16 protein-coding genes are annotated in these 13363 nt (G+C 73.1%); 13 read left to right on the forward strand and 3 right to left on the reverse strand.

Translation table 11 applies throughout. The features are described 5' to 3' along the window. Nucleotides 1-21 precede the first annotated feature (21 nt). The 6 genes from recA to dapF all read left to right on the forward strand — a co-directional run bounded on the left by recA (nucleotide 22) and on the right by dapF (nucleotide 5516). On the forward strand, nucleotides 22-1092 hold the full coding sequence (gene recA, locus ACVWW9_RS10060; protein ID WP_123697524.1) for a recombinase RecA: 1071 nt from the start codon (nucleotides 22-24) through the stop codon (nucleotides 1090-1092). Further along, complete coding sequence (locus ACVWW9_RS10065) at nucleotides 1089-1679, forward strand: regulatory protein RecX (RefSeq protein WP_456515369.1); 591 nt, start codon at nucleotides 1089-1091, stop codon at nucleotides 1677-1679. The genes recA and ACVWW9_RS10065 overlap by 4 nt, the downstream gene beginning before the upstream one ends. A gap of 82 nt (nucleotides 1680-1761) precedes the next feature. Beyond that, complete coding sequence (locus ACVWW9_RS10070; RefSeq protein ID WP_354255173.1) at nucleotides 1762-2232, forward strand: hypothetical protein; 471 nt, start codon at nucleotides 1762-1764, stop codon at nucleotides 2230-2232. A 40-nt stretch (nucleotides 2233-2272) separates the two neighbouring features. Next, nucleotides 2273-3748, forward strand: a complete 1476-nt coding sequence (gene miaB / locus ACVWW9_RS10075; RefSeq protein WP_456515370.1) for a tRNA (N6-isopentenyl adenosine(37)-C2)-methylthiotransferase MiaB — start codon at nucleotides 2273-2275, stop codon at nucleotides 3746-3748. Beyond that, nucleotides 3745-4653, forward strand: a complete 909-nt coding sequence (miaA, locus tag ACVWW9_RS10080; protein ID WP_456515371.1) for a tRNA (adenosine(37)-N6)-dimethylallyltransferase MiaA — start codon at nucleotides 3745-3747, stop codon at nucleotides 4651-4653. Before miaB ends, miaA begins: the two co-directional genes overlap by 4 nt. Next, nucleotides 4650-5516, forward strand: a complete 867-nt coding sequence (dapF, locus tag ACVWW9_RS10085; RefSeq protein WP_456515372.1) for a diaminopimelate epimerase — start codon at nucleotides 4650-4652, stop codon at nucleotides 5514-5516. Before miaA ends, dapF begins: the two co-directional genes overlap by 4 nt. Here the strand turns inward: dapF and ACVWW9_RS10090 are convergent. Beyond that, on the reverse strand, nucleotides 5500-6111 hold the full coding sequence (locus tag ACVWW9_RS10090) for a class I SAM-dependent methyltransferase (RefSeq protein WP_456515373.1): 612 nt from the start codon (nucleotides 6109-6111) through the stop codon (nucleotides 5500-5502). The two genes, dapF and ACVWW9_RS10090, sit on opposite strands and share 17 nt — an antisense overlap. Nucleotides 6112-6132: 21 nt before the next feature. Between ACVWW9_RS10090 and hflX the strand changes: the two genes are divergently transcribed. Continuing rightward, entirely contained in the window at nucleotides 6133-7671 is a 1539-nt protein-coding gene (gene hflX / locus ACVWW9_RS10095) for a GTPase HflX (protein ID WP_456515374.1), read from the forward strand. Between the two features lie 3 nt (nucleotides 7672-7674). On the opposite strand, the gene lexA is transcribed toward hflX, so the two are convergent. After that, the gene (lexA, locus tag ACVWW9_RS10100) at nucleotides 7675-8298 is read right to left on the reverse strand and encodes a transcriptional repressor LexA (protein ID WP_354255159.1); all 624 of its coding nucleotides are present in this window, start codon (nucleotides 8296-8298) and stop codon (nucleotides 7675-7677) included. Nucleotides 8299-8519: 221 nt separating this feature from the next. Between lexA and ACVWW9_RS10105 the strand changes: the two genes are divergently transcribed. The 6 genes from ACVWW9_RS10105 to ACVWW9_RS10130 are packed head-to-tail and all read left to right on the forward strand — an operon-like array spanning nucleotide 8520 to nucleotide 12848. Beyond that, nucleotides 8520-8882 carry a hypothetical protein gene (locus tag ACVWW9_RS10105; protein ID WP_354255157.1) on the forward strand — a complete coding sequence of 121 codons (363 nt, stop codon included), beginning with the start codon at nucleotides 8520-8522 and terminating at the stop codon, nucleotides 8880-8882. A 49-nt stretch (nucleotides 8883-8931) separates the two neighbouring features. Beyond that, nucleotides 8932-10011, forward strand: a complete 1080-nt coding sequence (locus ACVWW9_RS10110; protein WP_456515375.1) for a histidinol-phosphate transaminase — start codon at nucleotides 8932-8934, stop codon at nucleotides 10009-10011. A gap of 9 nt (nucleotides 10012-10020) precedes the next feature. Further along, nucleotides 10021-10620: an imidazoleglycerol-phosphate dehydratase HisB gene (hisB, locus tag ACVWW9_RS10115; protein ID WP_354255152.1), complete on the forward strand. Its 600-nt coding sequence runs from the start codon at nucleotides 10021-10023 to the stop codon at nucleotides 10618-10620. After that, complete coding sequence (hisH, locus tag ACVWW9_RS10120) at nucleotides 10620-11255, forward strand: imidazole glycerol phosphate synthase subunit HisH (protein WP_354255150.1); 636 nt, start codon at nucleotides 10620-10622, stop codon at nucleotides 11253-11255. Before hisB ends, hisH begins: the two co-directional genes overlap by 1 nt. Before the next feature lie 29 nt (nucleotides 11256-11284). Then, nucleotides 11285-12034: a bifunctional 1-(5-phosphoribosyl)-5-((5-phosphoribosylamino)methylideneamino)imidazole-4-carboxamide isomerase/phosphoribosylanthranilate isomerase PriA gene (gene priA, locus ACVWW9_RS10125; RefSeq protein WP_354255147.1), complete on the forward strand. Its 750-nt coding sequence runs from the start codon at nucleotides 11285-11287 to the stop codon at nucleotides 12032-12034. Next, nucleotides 12027-12848 carry an SseB family protein gene (locus ACVWW9_RS10130; RefSeq protein WP_456515376.1) on the forward strand — a complete coding sequence of 274 codons (822 nt, stop codon included), beginning with the start codon at nucleotides 12027-12029 and terminating at the stop codon, nucleotides 12846-12848. Before priA ends, ACVWW9_RS10130 begins: the two co-directional genes overlap by 8 nt. On the opposite strand, the gene ACVWW9_RS10135 is transcribed toward ACVWW9_RS10130, so the two are convergent. Next, nucleotides 12845-13201 carry a DUF1844 domain-containing protein gene (locus ACVWW9_RS10135; RefSeq protein ID WP_245989841.1) on the reverse strand — a complete coding sequence of 119 codons (357 nt, stop codon included), beginning with the start codon at nucleotides 13199-13201 and terminating at the stop codon, nucleotides 12845-12847. The genes ACVWW9_RS10130 and ACVWW9_RS10135 overlap by 4 nt on opposite strands. Nucleotides 13202-13363: the final 162 nt, after the last annotated feature.

Raw genomic sequence — 13363 nt, forward strand, 5'->3', positions numbered from 1 at the left:
CCACCGACGGAAGGCCCAGCAATGCCCACACCCGCAGACCGCGAGAAGTCCCTCGAGGCGGCGCTCGCCCAGATCGACCGCCAGTTCGGCAAGGGATCGGTGATGCGCCTCGGCAGCGAGGAGCGCGCACCGGTCGAGACCATCTCCACCGGCTCGATCGCGCTCGACGTCGCGCTCGGCATCGGCGGCCTGCCGCGCGGCCGCATCGTCGAGATCTACGGCCCGGAGTCCTCCGGCAAGACCACGCTCACGCTGCACGCGATCGCGAACGCGCAGAAGGCCGGCGGCATCGCCGCCTTCATCGACGCGGAGCACGCGCTCGACCCCGAGTACGCGAAGAAGCTCGGCGTCGACATCGACGCGCTGCTCGTCTCGCAGCCCGACACGGGCGAGCAGGCGCTCGAGATCGCCGACATGCTCGTGCGCTCCGGCTCGATCGACCTCGTCGTCATCGACTCCGTCGCGGCGCTCGTGCCGCGCGCCGAGATCGAGGGCGAGATGGGCGACAGCCACGTCGGCCTGCAGGCACGCCTCATGTCGCAGGCGCTCCGCAAGCTCACCGGTGGCCTCAACCAGACGCAGACCACGATGATCTTCATCAACCAGCTGCGCGAGAAGATCGGCGTCTTCTTCGGCAGCCCCGAGACGACCGCCGGCGGCAAGGCGCTGAAGTTCTACGCGTCGGTGCGGCTCGACATCCGCCGCATCGAGACGCTCAAGGACGGCACCGAGGCGGTCGGCAACCGCACCCGCGTCAAGGTCGTGAAGAACAAGATGGCCCCGCCCTTCCGGCAGGCCGAGTTCGACATCCTCTACGGCATCGGCGTCTCGCGCGAGGGCAGCCTGATCGACTTCGGCGTCGAGCACGGCATCGTCCGCAAGTCGGGTGCCTGGTACACCTACGACGGCGACCAGCTGGGCCAGGGCAAGGAGAAGGCCCGGCAGTTCCTCATCGAGAACCCCGACATCGCGGCCGAGATCGAGCGTCAGATCCTGACGAAGCTCGGCATCGGCGCCGGGAAGCCGGCTGCCGAGGCGCAGGGCAGCGTCGAGTCGCTCGACGCACGCAGGCAGGGGCGCCAGGGCGCGTGAGCGACCCCGATCGCCTGGCCGGCGTCACCGAGCTCTCGGCCTGGGTCGCCCGCGACGCCGAGCGCGACGCGGGCGACTCCGACGACGAGCCGATGGAGCCCGTCGACGAGGAGTCGGCCCGCTCGATCGCCCTGCGCGCGCTCGGGCGCCGCGCCGCGAGCCGGCAGGAGCTCGACCGCACGCTCGAGCGGCGCGACGTCGAACCGGAGGTGCGGGCCGCCGTGCTCGACCGGCTCGAGGCCGAGGGGCTCGTCGACGACGCGCAGCTCGCGCGCGACACCGCGGAACGGCTGCGCGAGCGCAAGCACCTGGGGGAGCGCGGCGTGGCGGCGCAGCTGCGCAAGCGCGGCCTCGACCCCGACGAGCTCGACGAGGCGGATCGTGACGACGAGCTCCAGCGCGCGATCGACGCCGCTGCCGAGCGCCGCCGCCGCTCGGGGAGCCTCGACGACGAGACGGCCGAGCGCCGCCTCACCGGCTACTTGCAGCGGCGCGGCTTCTCCGGCGGCACGGTGCGGATCGCGATCGAGCGCACGAGGCCGCAGCGATCGCGGGGTCAGAGCGCGTCGGGGCCGCGTTTCCGCTGAACGATCGCAAGAACGCGCCGATCGGAAGAAAACTCAGCGCGTGTGCAGGTACGAACGCTCAGCCGCAGGATAGGTTGCTCCCATGAAGACGACCCGCCTCCTCGCTGTCCCCGCCCTCGCCGGCGCCTCGCTGCTCGCGCTGACGGGCTGCATCCAGCTGCCGCCGATCGGCGGCGCACCTGTGGCCACGCAGGCACCGGTCGTCTCCGGCGACCCCGGCTCCGGCGACCCGGGCGCCGGCACCGGCGACCTCGCCGGCACGAGCTGGACCGGTGACTTCAACGGCCAGGTGACCGACATCGCCTTCACCCTCAACGAGGACGGCACGATCGACTTCGCAGACTGGGCCGGCACCGAGTTCGACTCGCCCGGCGACGTGTGGTCGCTGAGCGGTGACACGCTCGACATGACCATCACCCAGATCTCCGTCGACGAGAGCGGCGACGAGACGTTCGACGTCTCGCTCTCCGGCACCGCGACCGACGGCTCGATGAGCCTCTCGGGCGAGGGCACCGACGGGAACACCTACGAGCTGAACGCGACGCAGGGCTGACGAGCGCCGCGCTCGATCGAGCGCGGGTAGCCTGGGCGTCATGTCCGTGATCGCTCCAGCGCGCACCTACGAGGTCAAGACGTTCGGCTGCCAGATGAACGTCCACGACTCCGAGCGGCTGCGCGGCTCGCTCGAGGCGGCGGGCCTGGTCGAGGCGCAGGACGGGGCGCCCGACGTCGTCGTCATCAACACTTGCGCGGTGCGCGAGAACGCCGACCAGCGGCTCTACGGGCACCTCGGGCAGCTCGCGAAGACCAAGCGCGAGCGGCCCGGCTTCCAGATCGCGGTCGGTGGCTGCCTCGCCCAGAAGGACCGCTCGACGATCGTCGAGCGCGCGCCCTGGGTGGACGTCGTCTTCGGCACGCACAACATCGGCTCGCTGCCGACGCTGCTCGAGCGGAGCCGGCACAACGGCGAGGCCGAGGTCGAGATCCTCGAGGCGCTCGAGGTGTTCCCCTCGACGCTGCCGTCGAAGCGGGAATCGACCTACGCGGGCTGGGTGTCGATCTCCGTCGGGTGCAACAACACGTGCACGTTCTGCATCGTGCCGTCGCTCCGCGGCAAGGAGCGCGACCGCAGGCCCGGCGACGTGCTCGCCGAGCTGCAGGCGCTCGTCGACGACGGCGTCGTCGAGGTGACGCTGCTCGGCCAGAACGTCAACTCCTACGGCGTCGAGTTCGGCGACCGCCTCGCCTTCGGCAAGCTGCTGCGGGCCGCTGGCGAGATCCACGGCCTCGAGCGCATCCGCTTCACCAGCCCGCACCCGGCGGCGTTCACCGACGACGTGATCGACGCGATGGCCGAGACGGATGCGGTGATGCCGCAGCTCCACATGCCGCTGCAGTCGGGCTCCGACCGCGTGCTGCGCGCGATGCGGCGCTCCTACCGCTCTGCCAGGTTCCTCGGCATCCTCGACCGGGTGCGCGAGCGCATCCCGCACGCGGCGATCACGACCGACATCATCGTCGGCTTCCCCGGCGAGACCGAGGAGGACTTCGCCGAGACGCTCCGCGTGGTCGAGGCGTCGCGGTTCGCGTCGGCGTTCACGTTCCAGTACTCGATCCGGCCGGGCACCCCCGCGGCGACGATGCCCGACCAGGTGCCGAAGGAGGTCGTGCAGGAGCGCTTCGAGCGCCTCGTCGCGCTGCAGGACCGCATCGCGTTCGAGGAGAACCGCGCGCAGGTGGGCCGCACGGTGGACGTGCTCGTCTCGAACAGCGAGGGCAGGAAGGATGTGACGACGCACCGGCTCAGCGGCCGCGCCGAGGACAACCGGCTCGTGCACTTCGCGCCCGGCGCCGACGTGCCGCGGCCCGGCGACGTCGTGACGGTCGCCGTCACCCACGCCGCGCCGTTCCACCTCATCGCCGACGACGGCCCGCTCGCGCTGCGGCGCACCCGCGCGGGCGACGCCTGGGATCGCGCGCAGGCCGACTCCTGCGCCGTGCCGGCGCCCGTCCCCGGCGGCGGCCCGCGCCCCGTGTCGCTCGGCCTGCCGGCGCTCCGCGCCACGTGACCCTCATCGCCGTCGTCGGGGCCACCGGCACCGGCAAGACGGCGGCGTCGCTTGACATCGCCGATGCGGTCGCGCGCCTCGGCGGCACGGCCGAGATCGTGAACTGCGACGCGATGCAGCTCTACCGCGGCATGGACATCGGCACGGCCAAGGCCGGCGTCGACGAGCGGCGCGGCCATCCGCACCACCTGCTCGACGTGCTCGAGCCCTGGCAGGACGCCGCCGTGCCGGCCTACCGCGATGCCGCGCTGGGAGCGATCGCAGCGATCGAGGCGCGCGGCGCCGTGCCGATCCTGGTCGGCGGCAGCGGCCTCTACGCCTCGAGCGTGCTCTACGACTTCGCGTTCCCCGCGACGGACGCTGCGCTCCGCGCCGACCTCGAGGCCGAGCTCGAGGCGTCCGGCGCGGCGGCGATGCACGCGCGGCTCGCGGCCGTCGACGCGAGCGCGGCAGCCGCGATCGGCCCGCACAACGGTCGGCGGCTCGTGCGCGCGCTCGAGGCGGTCACCCTCACCGGCGAGCCGTTCCGCGTGGGGCTGCCGCCCGAGGAGTCGCTCGTGCGGCCGACGATCATCCAGCACGTGCGCGCAGACAGGGCCGAGCTCGTCGAGCGCCTCGACGCACGCGTGGCGCGCATGTGGGCGCTCGGCATCGTCGAGGAGGCGCGCGCGCTGCGCGAGGCCGGCATCGAGCGGGGCACGACCGCGCAGCAGGCGATCGGCTACCGCCAGGCGCTCGACCAGCTCGACGGGCGCATCGACGAGGCGGAGGCGGTGGAGCGCACGCAGGCGCTCACGCGACGCTACGCCCGCCGCCAGGTGTCGTGGTTCCAGCGCTACCCGGCCGCGCCGCCGATGGACGCGACCGAGCTCGCGCGCCGAGCGGTCGGTAGCCTGGGAGCATGACGCAGGTGATCCCGCAGGGCTTCTCGAAGGGGCACGGGACCGGCAACGACTTCGTGCTGGTCGCCGACGCCGACGGCAGCGCGCCGCTCACGCCGGAGCGCGTCCGCGCGCTCGCCGACCGGCGCTTCGGCGTCGGGGGCGACGGCGTCATCCGCGCGGTGCGCGCGGGCGCCACGGGCGTCGCCATCCTCGACAGCGCCGCCGAGGGCACCTGGGCGATGGACTACTGGAACGCCGACGGCAGCGTGAGCGAGATGTGCGGCAACGGCGTGCGCGTCTTCGTGCGCTACCTGCTCGAAGCGGGGCTCGAGCAGCTGCCGGATGGCGGCGCGATAGACGTCGCCACGCGCGCGGGCGTCAAGCGCGTCGTGCGACGCGGCGAGCTGCTCTCCGTCGACCTCGGCCCGTTCGAGCTCGGCGAGATGGCCCTGGTCGCCGCCGACGGGCTCGAGGTCGACCGGCCGGGCCTGCGGGTCTCGACCGGCAACCCGCACGTCGTGGTGGCCCTCGCGAGCGAGGACGAGCTCGCCGGCCTCGACCTGCACCGGGCGCCGTCGCTCGACCCCGCGCCCGTCGACGGCGCGAACGTCGAGTTCGTCGTGCCCGGGGCGATCGCCGACGGCATCGGCTCGATCCGCATGCGCGTGCACGAGCGGGGCGTCGGCGAGACGCTCTCCTGCGGCACGGGCGCCGTCGCCGCAGCGATGGCCACGCGGCATTGGTCGGGCGATGCCGCCGACCGCTGGATCGTCGACGTGCCGGGCGGCCGGCTCGAGGTCGACGTCGACGAGCGCGGCCACGCCTGGCTCACCGGGCCAGCCGAGATCGTCTTCCGCGGAGAGACGCTCAGTCCGGCGCGGTGACGGCGATGATGCGGTACGTCTTCCGGGAGTCGACGCGCTCGACGTCGAAGCCCTCGAAGCGCTCCGCGAGCCACCGCAGCAGCGAGTCGGCGCCGAGGTGCTTCTGCACCACGAGCCACGCCGTCGCCCCGGGCGCCAGCCGCGGGATCCACCGCTCCAGCATCGCGTGCAGCTCGGCCTTGCCGATGCGGATGGGCGGGTTCGACCAGATCACGTCGAACCGCACGTCGTCGGGCACCAGCTCGGGCGAGGCGGCCGTGATGTTCGATATGCTGAGCAGCTCGGCATTCCGCTCCACGAGCGAGAGCGCTCGGGCATTGACGTCGACCGCCCACACGCGGGCGGCGGGGGAGCGGAGCGCGAGCGTCGTGGCGATCGGCCCCCAGCCGCAGCCGAGGTCCAGCAGCTCGCCGGTCTCGGGGGGTTCGGGCACGGCATCCAGCAGCACCGCGGTGCCGACGTCGAGGCGGTCGCCGGAGAAGACGCCGGTGGCCGTGACCATCTCCCGCTCCTCGCCCGCGATGGGCACCCGGATCGTCCGGATGGACGAGGGCGCGGCGGGATCGGGTGAGAAGTAGTGGTCCGGCACGGACACGACAGTAGCGAAGGACGAAGCATGGCAGCACCGCAGGACAGCGGACCCACCGGCCCCGGGCGCGCGACGGAGCGCATCCTGGCCTGGGCCACGTCGGAGGACGACGTGCTCGGCGAGCGCGCGCAAGCGCTGCAGGACGACGGCACCGCGACCGACGCGGGGTTCGGCGACGACGTCGACGGCGCGCAGCTCGAGCGCGCGGACCGCGCGGCGCTCCGACGCGTCGACGGCCTGCGCACCGAGCTCGAGGACGTCACCGAGGTCGAGTACCGCCAGCTGCGGCTCGAGAACGTCGTGCTCGTCGGCGTCTACTCCGGTGGCGCGAGCGGCGCGGAGGACGCCGAGAACTCGCTGCGCGAGCTCGCCGCCCTCGCCGAGACCGCCGGTGCGCGCGTGCTCGATGGCATGCTGCAGCGCCGCCCCAACCCCGACCCGGCGACCTACGTCGGCCGCGGCAAGGCGGAGGAGCTCGCGGCCATCGTGAAGGAGCTCGGCGCCGACACCGTGATCGCCGACAGCGAGCTCTCGCCGAGCCAGCGCCGCGCGCTCGAGGACCAGGTGAAGGTCAAGGTGATCGACCGCACCGCGGTGATCCTCGACATCTTCAGCCAGCACGCGACGAGCCGCGAGGGCAAGGCGCAGGTCGAGCTCGCGCAGCTCGAGTACCTGCTGCCGCGCCTGCGCGGCTGGGGCGAGTCGATGTCGCGCCAGGCCGGTGGCCAGGTCGGCGGCCAGGGCGCCGGCATGGGCTCCCGCGGTCCGGGTGAGACGAAGATCGAGCTCGACCGCCGCCGCATCCACACGCGCATGGCGCGGCTGCGGAAGCAGATCAAGGGCTTCGGGCCCGCGCGGCAGGCGAAGCGCGCCAACCGCGACCGCTTCGAGGTGCCGGGCGTCGCCATCGTGGGCTACACGAACGCCGGCAAGTCGAGCCTGCTCAACCGCATCACCGGCGCGGGCGTGCTGGTCGAGAACGCGCTGTTCGCGACCCTCGACGCGACCGTGCGGCGCTCCAGCACGCCCGACGGCCGCGAGTTCACGATCGCCGACACGGTCGGCTTCGTGCGCAACCTGCCGCACCAGCTCGTGGAGGCGTTCCGCTCGACGTTCGAGGAGGTGGCGGAGTCGGACGTCGTCGTGCACGTCGTCGACGCGAGCCACCCCGACCCGGCGGCGCAGATCGCCACGGTGCGCGACGTGCTGGGCGAAACGGGCGCGCGCTCGATCCCCGAGGTCGTCGTGTTCAACAAGGCCGACCTCATCAGCGACGACGAGCGGCTCGTGCTGCGCGGGCTCCAGCCGGACGCCGTGTTCGCCTCGGCGCGGACGGGCGAGGGCGTCGACGCGATCCTCGCGAGGATCGCCGAGCTGCTGCCGCGGCCGGAGGTCGCGGTGTCGCTGCTCGTGCCGTTCGACCGTGGCGACATCATCGCGATGCTCCACGACCGCTTCGAGGTGCTGCGCGAGGCCTACGAGGAGGCGGGCACGCGCGTCGACGCGAAGGTGACCGAGGCTGCGCTCGCGCAGCTGGCGGAGTTCCGGGTCGAGCCGGCCGCCTGACGCCTAGACGGCGCGCAGGACGGCGACGACGCGCCCCAGCACGTCGGACTCGTCGCCGAGGATCGGCTCGAACGCCGAGTTGCGGGGCAGCAGCCACGTGTGGCCGTCGCGCTGCTTGAACACCTTCACGGTCGCCTCGCCGTCGAGCATCGCGGCGACGATGTCGCCGTTGTCGGCCGTCTGCTGCTGCCGCACGACGACCCAGTCGCCGTCGCAGATCGCGGCGTCGATCATCGAGTCGCCGACGACCTTGAGCATGAAGAGGTCGCCGGTGCCGACGAGCTGCTTCGGCAGCGGGAACACGTCCTCGACCTGCTGCTCAGCCGTGATCGGGATGCCGGCGGCGATGCGGCCGACGAGCGGCACGAACGTGGCCTGGTCGACGCTGCCCGCGGTCTCGTCGAGCTCGTCGTCGACGAGCACCTCGATGGTGCGGGGGCGGGAGGGGTCGCGGCGGATGGCGCCGGCCAGCTCGAGCTGGCCGAGCTGGTGGGTGACGCTCGAGAGCGAGGACAGCCCGACGGCGTCGCCGATCTCGCGGTAGCTCGGCGGGTAGCCGCGCTGGCGGACCGCTCGCTGGATCATCTGCAGGATCGCCTGCTGCTTGTCCGTCAGCTGCCTCGCCATGCCCGCCCGCTCTCGATGTCAGTAGCCCCTGCTTGACTCCTGGTGGTTCGAAAGCGTATCCGACAGGGTGCCCGGATCAAACGGATGTTCGAGCGTGTCGTGGAGATTCTCCGCGGCAGGGCTTGACGCATCCGTGGAATCGAAGATAGGTTCGAAACAGAGATTCGCGGCCGGTGCTCCCGGCCGAGCACCGGCTGCGGATCCCACGAGAGGAGCAGGCCATGACTGCCATCGCCACTGCAAGCATCACCGGCACGCCGACCGTCCGGGTGCGCATGACGCCGCGCGGTCGCCGCGCCCTCGCGCTGCTCGTCGCCGCCCCCGTCATCGTCGCGGGCACCCTCGCGGGTGCCGGCGTCCTGGGCGGTGCGCTCGCCGGCGCCGTCGCGTCGTCCTCCACCGACACGGCCCAGTTCGAGCACATCACCGTGCTGCCGGGCCAGTCGCTCTGGCAGATCGCGCAGGTCGTCGCCCCCGAGGCCGACCCGCGCGACGTGATCGCCGAGATCGAGCTGCTCAACGGCATCGCCGGCGCGATCCAGCCCGGCGAGCAGCTGGCGATCCCCGCGCACTACTCGCGCTGAGCGCTCGGCCGCGCCCGGCGCGGCTCGCCCGCCGTCCTAGGCTGGTTCAGTGACGAGCCTCGACGACCTCCCCATCCGCGACGACCTGCGCGGGCTGACGCCGTACGGCGCTCCGCAGCTCGACGTGCCGGTGCGGCTCAACGTCAACGAGAACGCGTACCGGGTGCCGGAGGCGGTCGCGCTCGACATCGTGCAGGAGATCGCTCGCGCGCTCCCGGACGCGAACCGCTATCCGGACCGCGAGTTCGACGCGCTCCGTCGCGCCTTCGCCGACTACCTCGGGCACGGCCTCGAGCCCGCGCAGCTGTGGGCGGGCAACGGCTCGAACGAGGTGCTGCAGCACGTGCTGCAGGCCTTCGGCGGCCCCGGCCGCTCGCTGCTCTCGTTCACGCCCACGTACTCGATGTACCCGCTGCTCGCGCAGGGCGTCGGCATGCGGTGGGTGCCGGTGCCGCGCGCCGCCGACTTCACGATCAGCCCGGACGCCGTGCGCGCGGCGATCGCCGGGCACGACCCGGACATCGTCTTCCTCTGCTCGCCCAACAACCCCACCGGCACGGCGATCGGCCTCGACGTCGTCGAGGCGGCCGCCGAGGCCGCGCGCGGCATCGTGCTCGTCGACGAGGCGTATGCCGAGTTCGCGCACGACCGCAGCCAGACCGCGCTCTCGCTGCTCGATCGGTACCCGCGCCTACTGGTCTCCCGCACGATGAGCAAGGCGTTCGCGTTCGCCGGCATCCGCGTCGGCTACCTCGCCGCACACCCCGCCGTCGTCGACGCGCTCCGGCTCGTGCGGCTCCCGTACCACCTGTCGGCGATCACGCAGGCGGCGGCCGTCGCGGCGCTCCGCCACAGCGACGAGATGCTGTCGCGCGTCGACGAGCTGCGCACCCAGCGCGACCGGATCGTCGACGAGCTGGCGGCCATGGGCTTCGAGCCCTACCCGTCCGACGCCAACTTCGTGCTCGTCGGGGGCGTCGCCGACCCGCAGGCCACCTTCCGCGCCCTGCTCGACCGCGGCATCCTCGTGCGCGACGTCGGCCTGCCGCACACGCTGCGCATCACCGCCGGCACGCGGGCCGAGACGAGCGCGCTGCTGGCCGCGATGGCCGAGCTCGGCGCGGAATAGGATCGAGGCATGGCCCGCACTGCTTCCATCGAGCGCACGACGAGCGAGTCGAGCATCCGCCTCTCGCTCGACCTCGACGGCGACGGCACCTCGTCGATCTCGACGACCGTGCCGTTCTACGACCACATGCTGACGGCCTTCGCGAAGCACTCGCTCATCGACCTCACGGTCGAGGCGTCCGGCGACACCGACATCGACGCGCACCACACCGTCGAGGACACCGCGATCGCGCTCGGCCTCGCGCTCGCCGAGGCGCTCGGCGACAAGGCCGGGGTGCGGCGCTACGGCGACGCCACCGTGCCGCTCGACGAGGCGCTCGCCCGCGCCGTCGTCGACCTCTCCGGCCGCCCGTTCCTCGTGCACGGCGGCGAGCCCGCCGGGTTCGAGCTCCACCGCATCGGCGGCCACTTCACCGGCTCGCTCGTGCGGCATGTCTTCGAGGCGATCACCCTCAACGCCAGGATCACCGCGCACGTCGAGGTGCTCGCCGGCCGCGACCCCCACCACGTCGCGGAGGCCGAGTTCAAGGCCTTCGCGCGCGCGCTCCGCGTGGCGGTCGAGCACGACCCGCGCGTCACCGGGGTGCCGTCGACCAAGGGCGCGCTCTGATGGCAGCGCGTCCCCGCGTCGCCCTGCTCGACTATGGGCTCGGCAACGTGCACTCCGCCGCGAAGGCGCTCGAGGCGGCCGGCGCCGACGTGACGCTCACCGCCGACCGCAGCGCGGTCATCGAGGCCGACGGCCTCGTCGTGCCGGGCGTCGGCTCGATGGCCGCGTGCATGGCTGGCATCCAGGCGATCCGCGGCGGCGAGCTGATCGGCCGACGCCTCGCGGGCTCTCGTCCGGTGCTCGGCATCTGCGTGGGCATGCAGGTGCTCTTCTCGGCCGGCGAGGAGGGCGGCAGCCCGACCGTCGGCCTCGACGAGTGGCCCGGCACGGTCCGCCGGCTGCAGGCCGACATCCTGCCCCACATGGGGTGGGCGCAGGTCGACGCCCCCGACGACTCCACGCTCTTCGCCGGGCTCCGCGACGAGCGCTTCTACTTCGTGCACTCCTACGCGGCCACCGAGTGGAGCATCGACCCGCACCCGCGCATCCGCCAGCCGCGCGTGACGTGGGCCGAGCACGGCGAGCGTTTCATCGCCGCCGTCGAGAACGGCCCCCTCGCCGCCACCCAGTTCCACCCCGAGAAGTCGGGCGATGCGGGCATCCGCCTGCTGCGGAACTGGGTCAGCGGCCTCTGAGCTCCTACCCCGGAAGGCATCGAACCCCCATGACCGACTTCAACCAGTCGCCCAAGCTGCAGCTGCTGCCCGCCATCGACGTCGCCGACGGCAAGGCGGTGCGGCTGACGCAGGGCAAGGCCGGCACCGAGACGTCGTTCGGCAGCCCGGTCGAGGCAGCGGAGGACTGGGTGCGGCAGGGCGCCGAGTGGCTGCACCTCGTCGACCTCGACGCGGCCTTCGGCCGCGGCGACAACCGCGGCGTGATCAAGAAGGTCATCAAGGCCGTGCGCGGTCGGGTGCAGGTCGAGCTCTCGGGCGGCATCCGCGACGAGGCCTCGCTCGAAGCCGCGCTCGCCACCGGCGTGAAGCGCATCAACCTCGGCACCGCCGCCCTCGAGAACCCGGAGTGGACGGCCTCCGTCATCGCCGAGTACGGCGAGCAGATCGCGGTGGGCCTCGACGTGCGCGGCACGACGCTCGCGGCGCGGGGCTGGACGCAGGACGGCGGCGACCTGTGGGACGTGCTCGACCGGCTCGAGGCCGCCGGGTGCAGCCGCTACGTGGTCACCGACGTCACGAAGGACGGCACGCTGCAGGGTCCGAACATCGAGCTGCTGCGACAGGTCGCCGAGCGCACCGAGAAGCCGGTCGTCGCCTCCGGCGGCATCGCGAGCCTCGACGACATCGCCGCGCTCCGCGAGCTCGTGCCGCACGGCGTCGAGGGTGCCATCGTCGGCAAGGCGCTCTACGCGGGGGCGTTCACGCTCGCCGCCGCGCTCGACGTCGCGAGTGCCTGAGGCTGCGGACTCGGCCGGGCGGCCGTGGGCCGGCCGCTCGTTCGACCACCACGACACCGCCTACGCCGGCGACGACGGCTCTCCGCCCGCGGGCTACCGCGAGGCGGTGCGCGCCCTCGCCGACGGGACCGCCGGCCGGGCTGCCGTCGTCGACGCGCTGCGCGGCGAGCGCCTGCTCGTGCCGCTGCTCGCGGCGGCGGGGGAGACGGGCGTCGACGACCGCGGCAGGACCGTCGACAAGACGCAGGAGCTGTCGATCGTCACGGTGCTCGGTCCCGACGGCGAGCCGATCCTGCCGATGTTCTCCGGGGTCGAGGCGATGCAGGCATGGAACCCGCGCGCCCGCCCGGTGCCGACGAGCGTGCAGCGCGCCGCGGCTGCGGCCCTCGACGGACCTGCGCGCATCGTGGTCGATCCCGGCGGCGAGGGCGAGTTCGTGCTCGGCCGCTCGATGCTCACCGCGCTGCTGACCGACGAGCCCTGGCGCTGGGGCGTCGAGGATCCGGCCGTGCACGCCGCGGTGCTCGACGCGCTGCTCGCCGCACCGGCCGTGCAGGCGGTCGTGCTCGCGACCGGCGATCCGCGCTGCACGCTCGCCGGCGCGGAGCTCGAGGTGCATGCGCTCGTCGACGGCTCGCCCGACGCCGCCGGCCAGGTGCAGCGCGCGGCGCAGGCGCTCGGCGGCGCCGAGGTCGTGCGCGAGCGCATCGCGAGCGTCGCGGTGCGGCTGCACCGCTGGGACGGCGGCGCCGCGCGCCTGCCGCTCGTGGCGCCGGCAGCGCTCGCCGTCACGCGCGCCGAGCTCGAGCGCTAGTTGACCGGCCCGGTGAACTTCTCGCCCGGGCCCTTGCCCGGTGCGTCGGGGATCGTGCTCGCCTCGCGGAACGCGAGCTGCACCGAGCGCAGGCCGTCGCGCAGCGGTGCGGCGTGGATGCCGCCGATCTCGGCCGCGGCCGCCGTCACCAGCCCGGCGAGGGCGTTGATGAGCTTGCGCGCCTCGTCGAGGTCGAGCTGCTGCTCGGGGTCGTCCGCGAGCCCGACCTTCACCGCGGCCGCGCTCAGCAGGTGGATCGCGACGGTGTTGATCAGCTCGACCGCGGGCACCTCGGCGATGTCGCGCATCTCGGCGATGGCGTCGTCGTGGTCGTGCTGCATCGCGTCGGTCATCGCGCTCTTCTCCCGAAGGTCGGTCTCTGGTAGGCTTCTGCAGGTTTCGGGCTTCGCGCCCGGAGGTGAAAGAGGAGCAATCCCACCCGCAGTCGTTCCAGGCTAACGGGTCAACGGCACCGCGACGCTTCGTCGCCAGGTGCTGAGCCGCGCAGCAGATCC

Source organism: Agrococcus sp. UYP33, assembly GCF_054060915.1.

Excerpts from the sequence above, each read along its gene's own strand:
- recA (WP_123697524.1), top strand. The coding sequence starts at position 22 with ATGCCCACACCCGCAGACCGCGAGAAGTCCCTCGAGGCGGCGCTCGCC.
- ACVWW9_RS10070 (WP_354255173.1), top strand. The coding sequence starts at position 1,762 with ATGAAGACGACCCGCCTCCTCGCTGTCCCCGCCCTCGCCGGCGCCTCG.
- miaB (WP_456515370.1), top strand. The coding sequence starts at position 2,273 with ATGTCCGTGATCGCTCCAGCGCGCACCTACGAGGTCAAGACGTTCGGC.
- dapF (WP_456515372.1), top strand. The coding sequence starts at position 4,650 with ATGACGCAGGTGATCCCGCAGGGCTTCTCGAAGGGGCACGGGACCGGC.
- hflX (WP_456515374.1), top strand. The coding sequence starts at position 6,133 with ATGGCAGCACCGCAGGACAGCGGACCCACCGGCCCCGGGCGCGCGACG.
- lexA (WP_354255159.1), bottom strand. The coding sequence starts at position 8,298 with ATGGCGAGGCAGCTGACGGACAAGCAGCAGGCGATCCTGCAGATGATC.
- ACVWW9_RS10105 (WP_354255157.1), top strand. The coding sequence starts at position 8,520 with ATGACTGCCATCGCCACTGCAAGCATCACCGGCACGCCGACCGTCCGG.
- hisB (WP_354255152.1), top strand. The coding sequence starts at position 10,021 with ATGGCCCGCACTGCTTCCATCGAGCGCACGACGAGCGAGTCGAGCATC.
- hisH (WP_354255150.1), top strand. The coding sequence starts at position 10,620 with ATGGCAGCGCGTCCCCGCGTCGCCCTGCTCGACTATGGGCTCGGCAAC.
- priA (WP_354255147.1), top strand. The coding sequence starts at position 11,285 with ATGACCGACTTCAACCAGTCGCCCAAGCTGCAGCTGCTGCCCGCCATC.
- ACVWW9_RS10135 (WP_245989841.1), bottom strand. The coding sequence starts at position 13,201 with ATGACCGACGCGATGCAGCACGACCACGACGACGCCATCGCCGAGATG.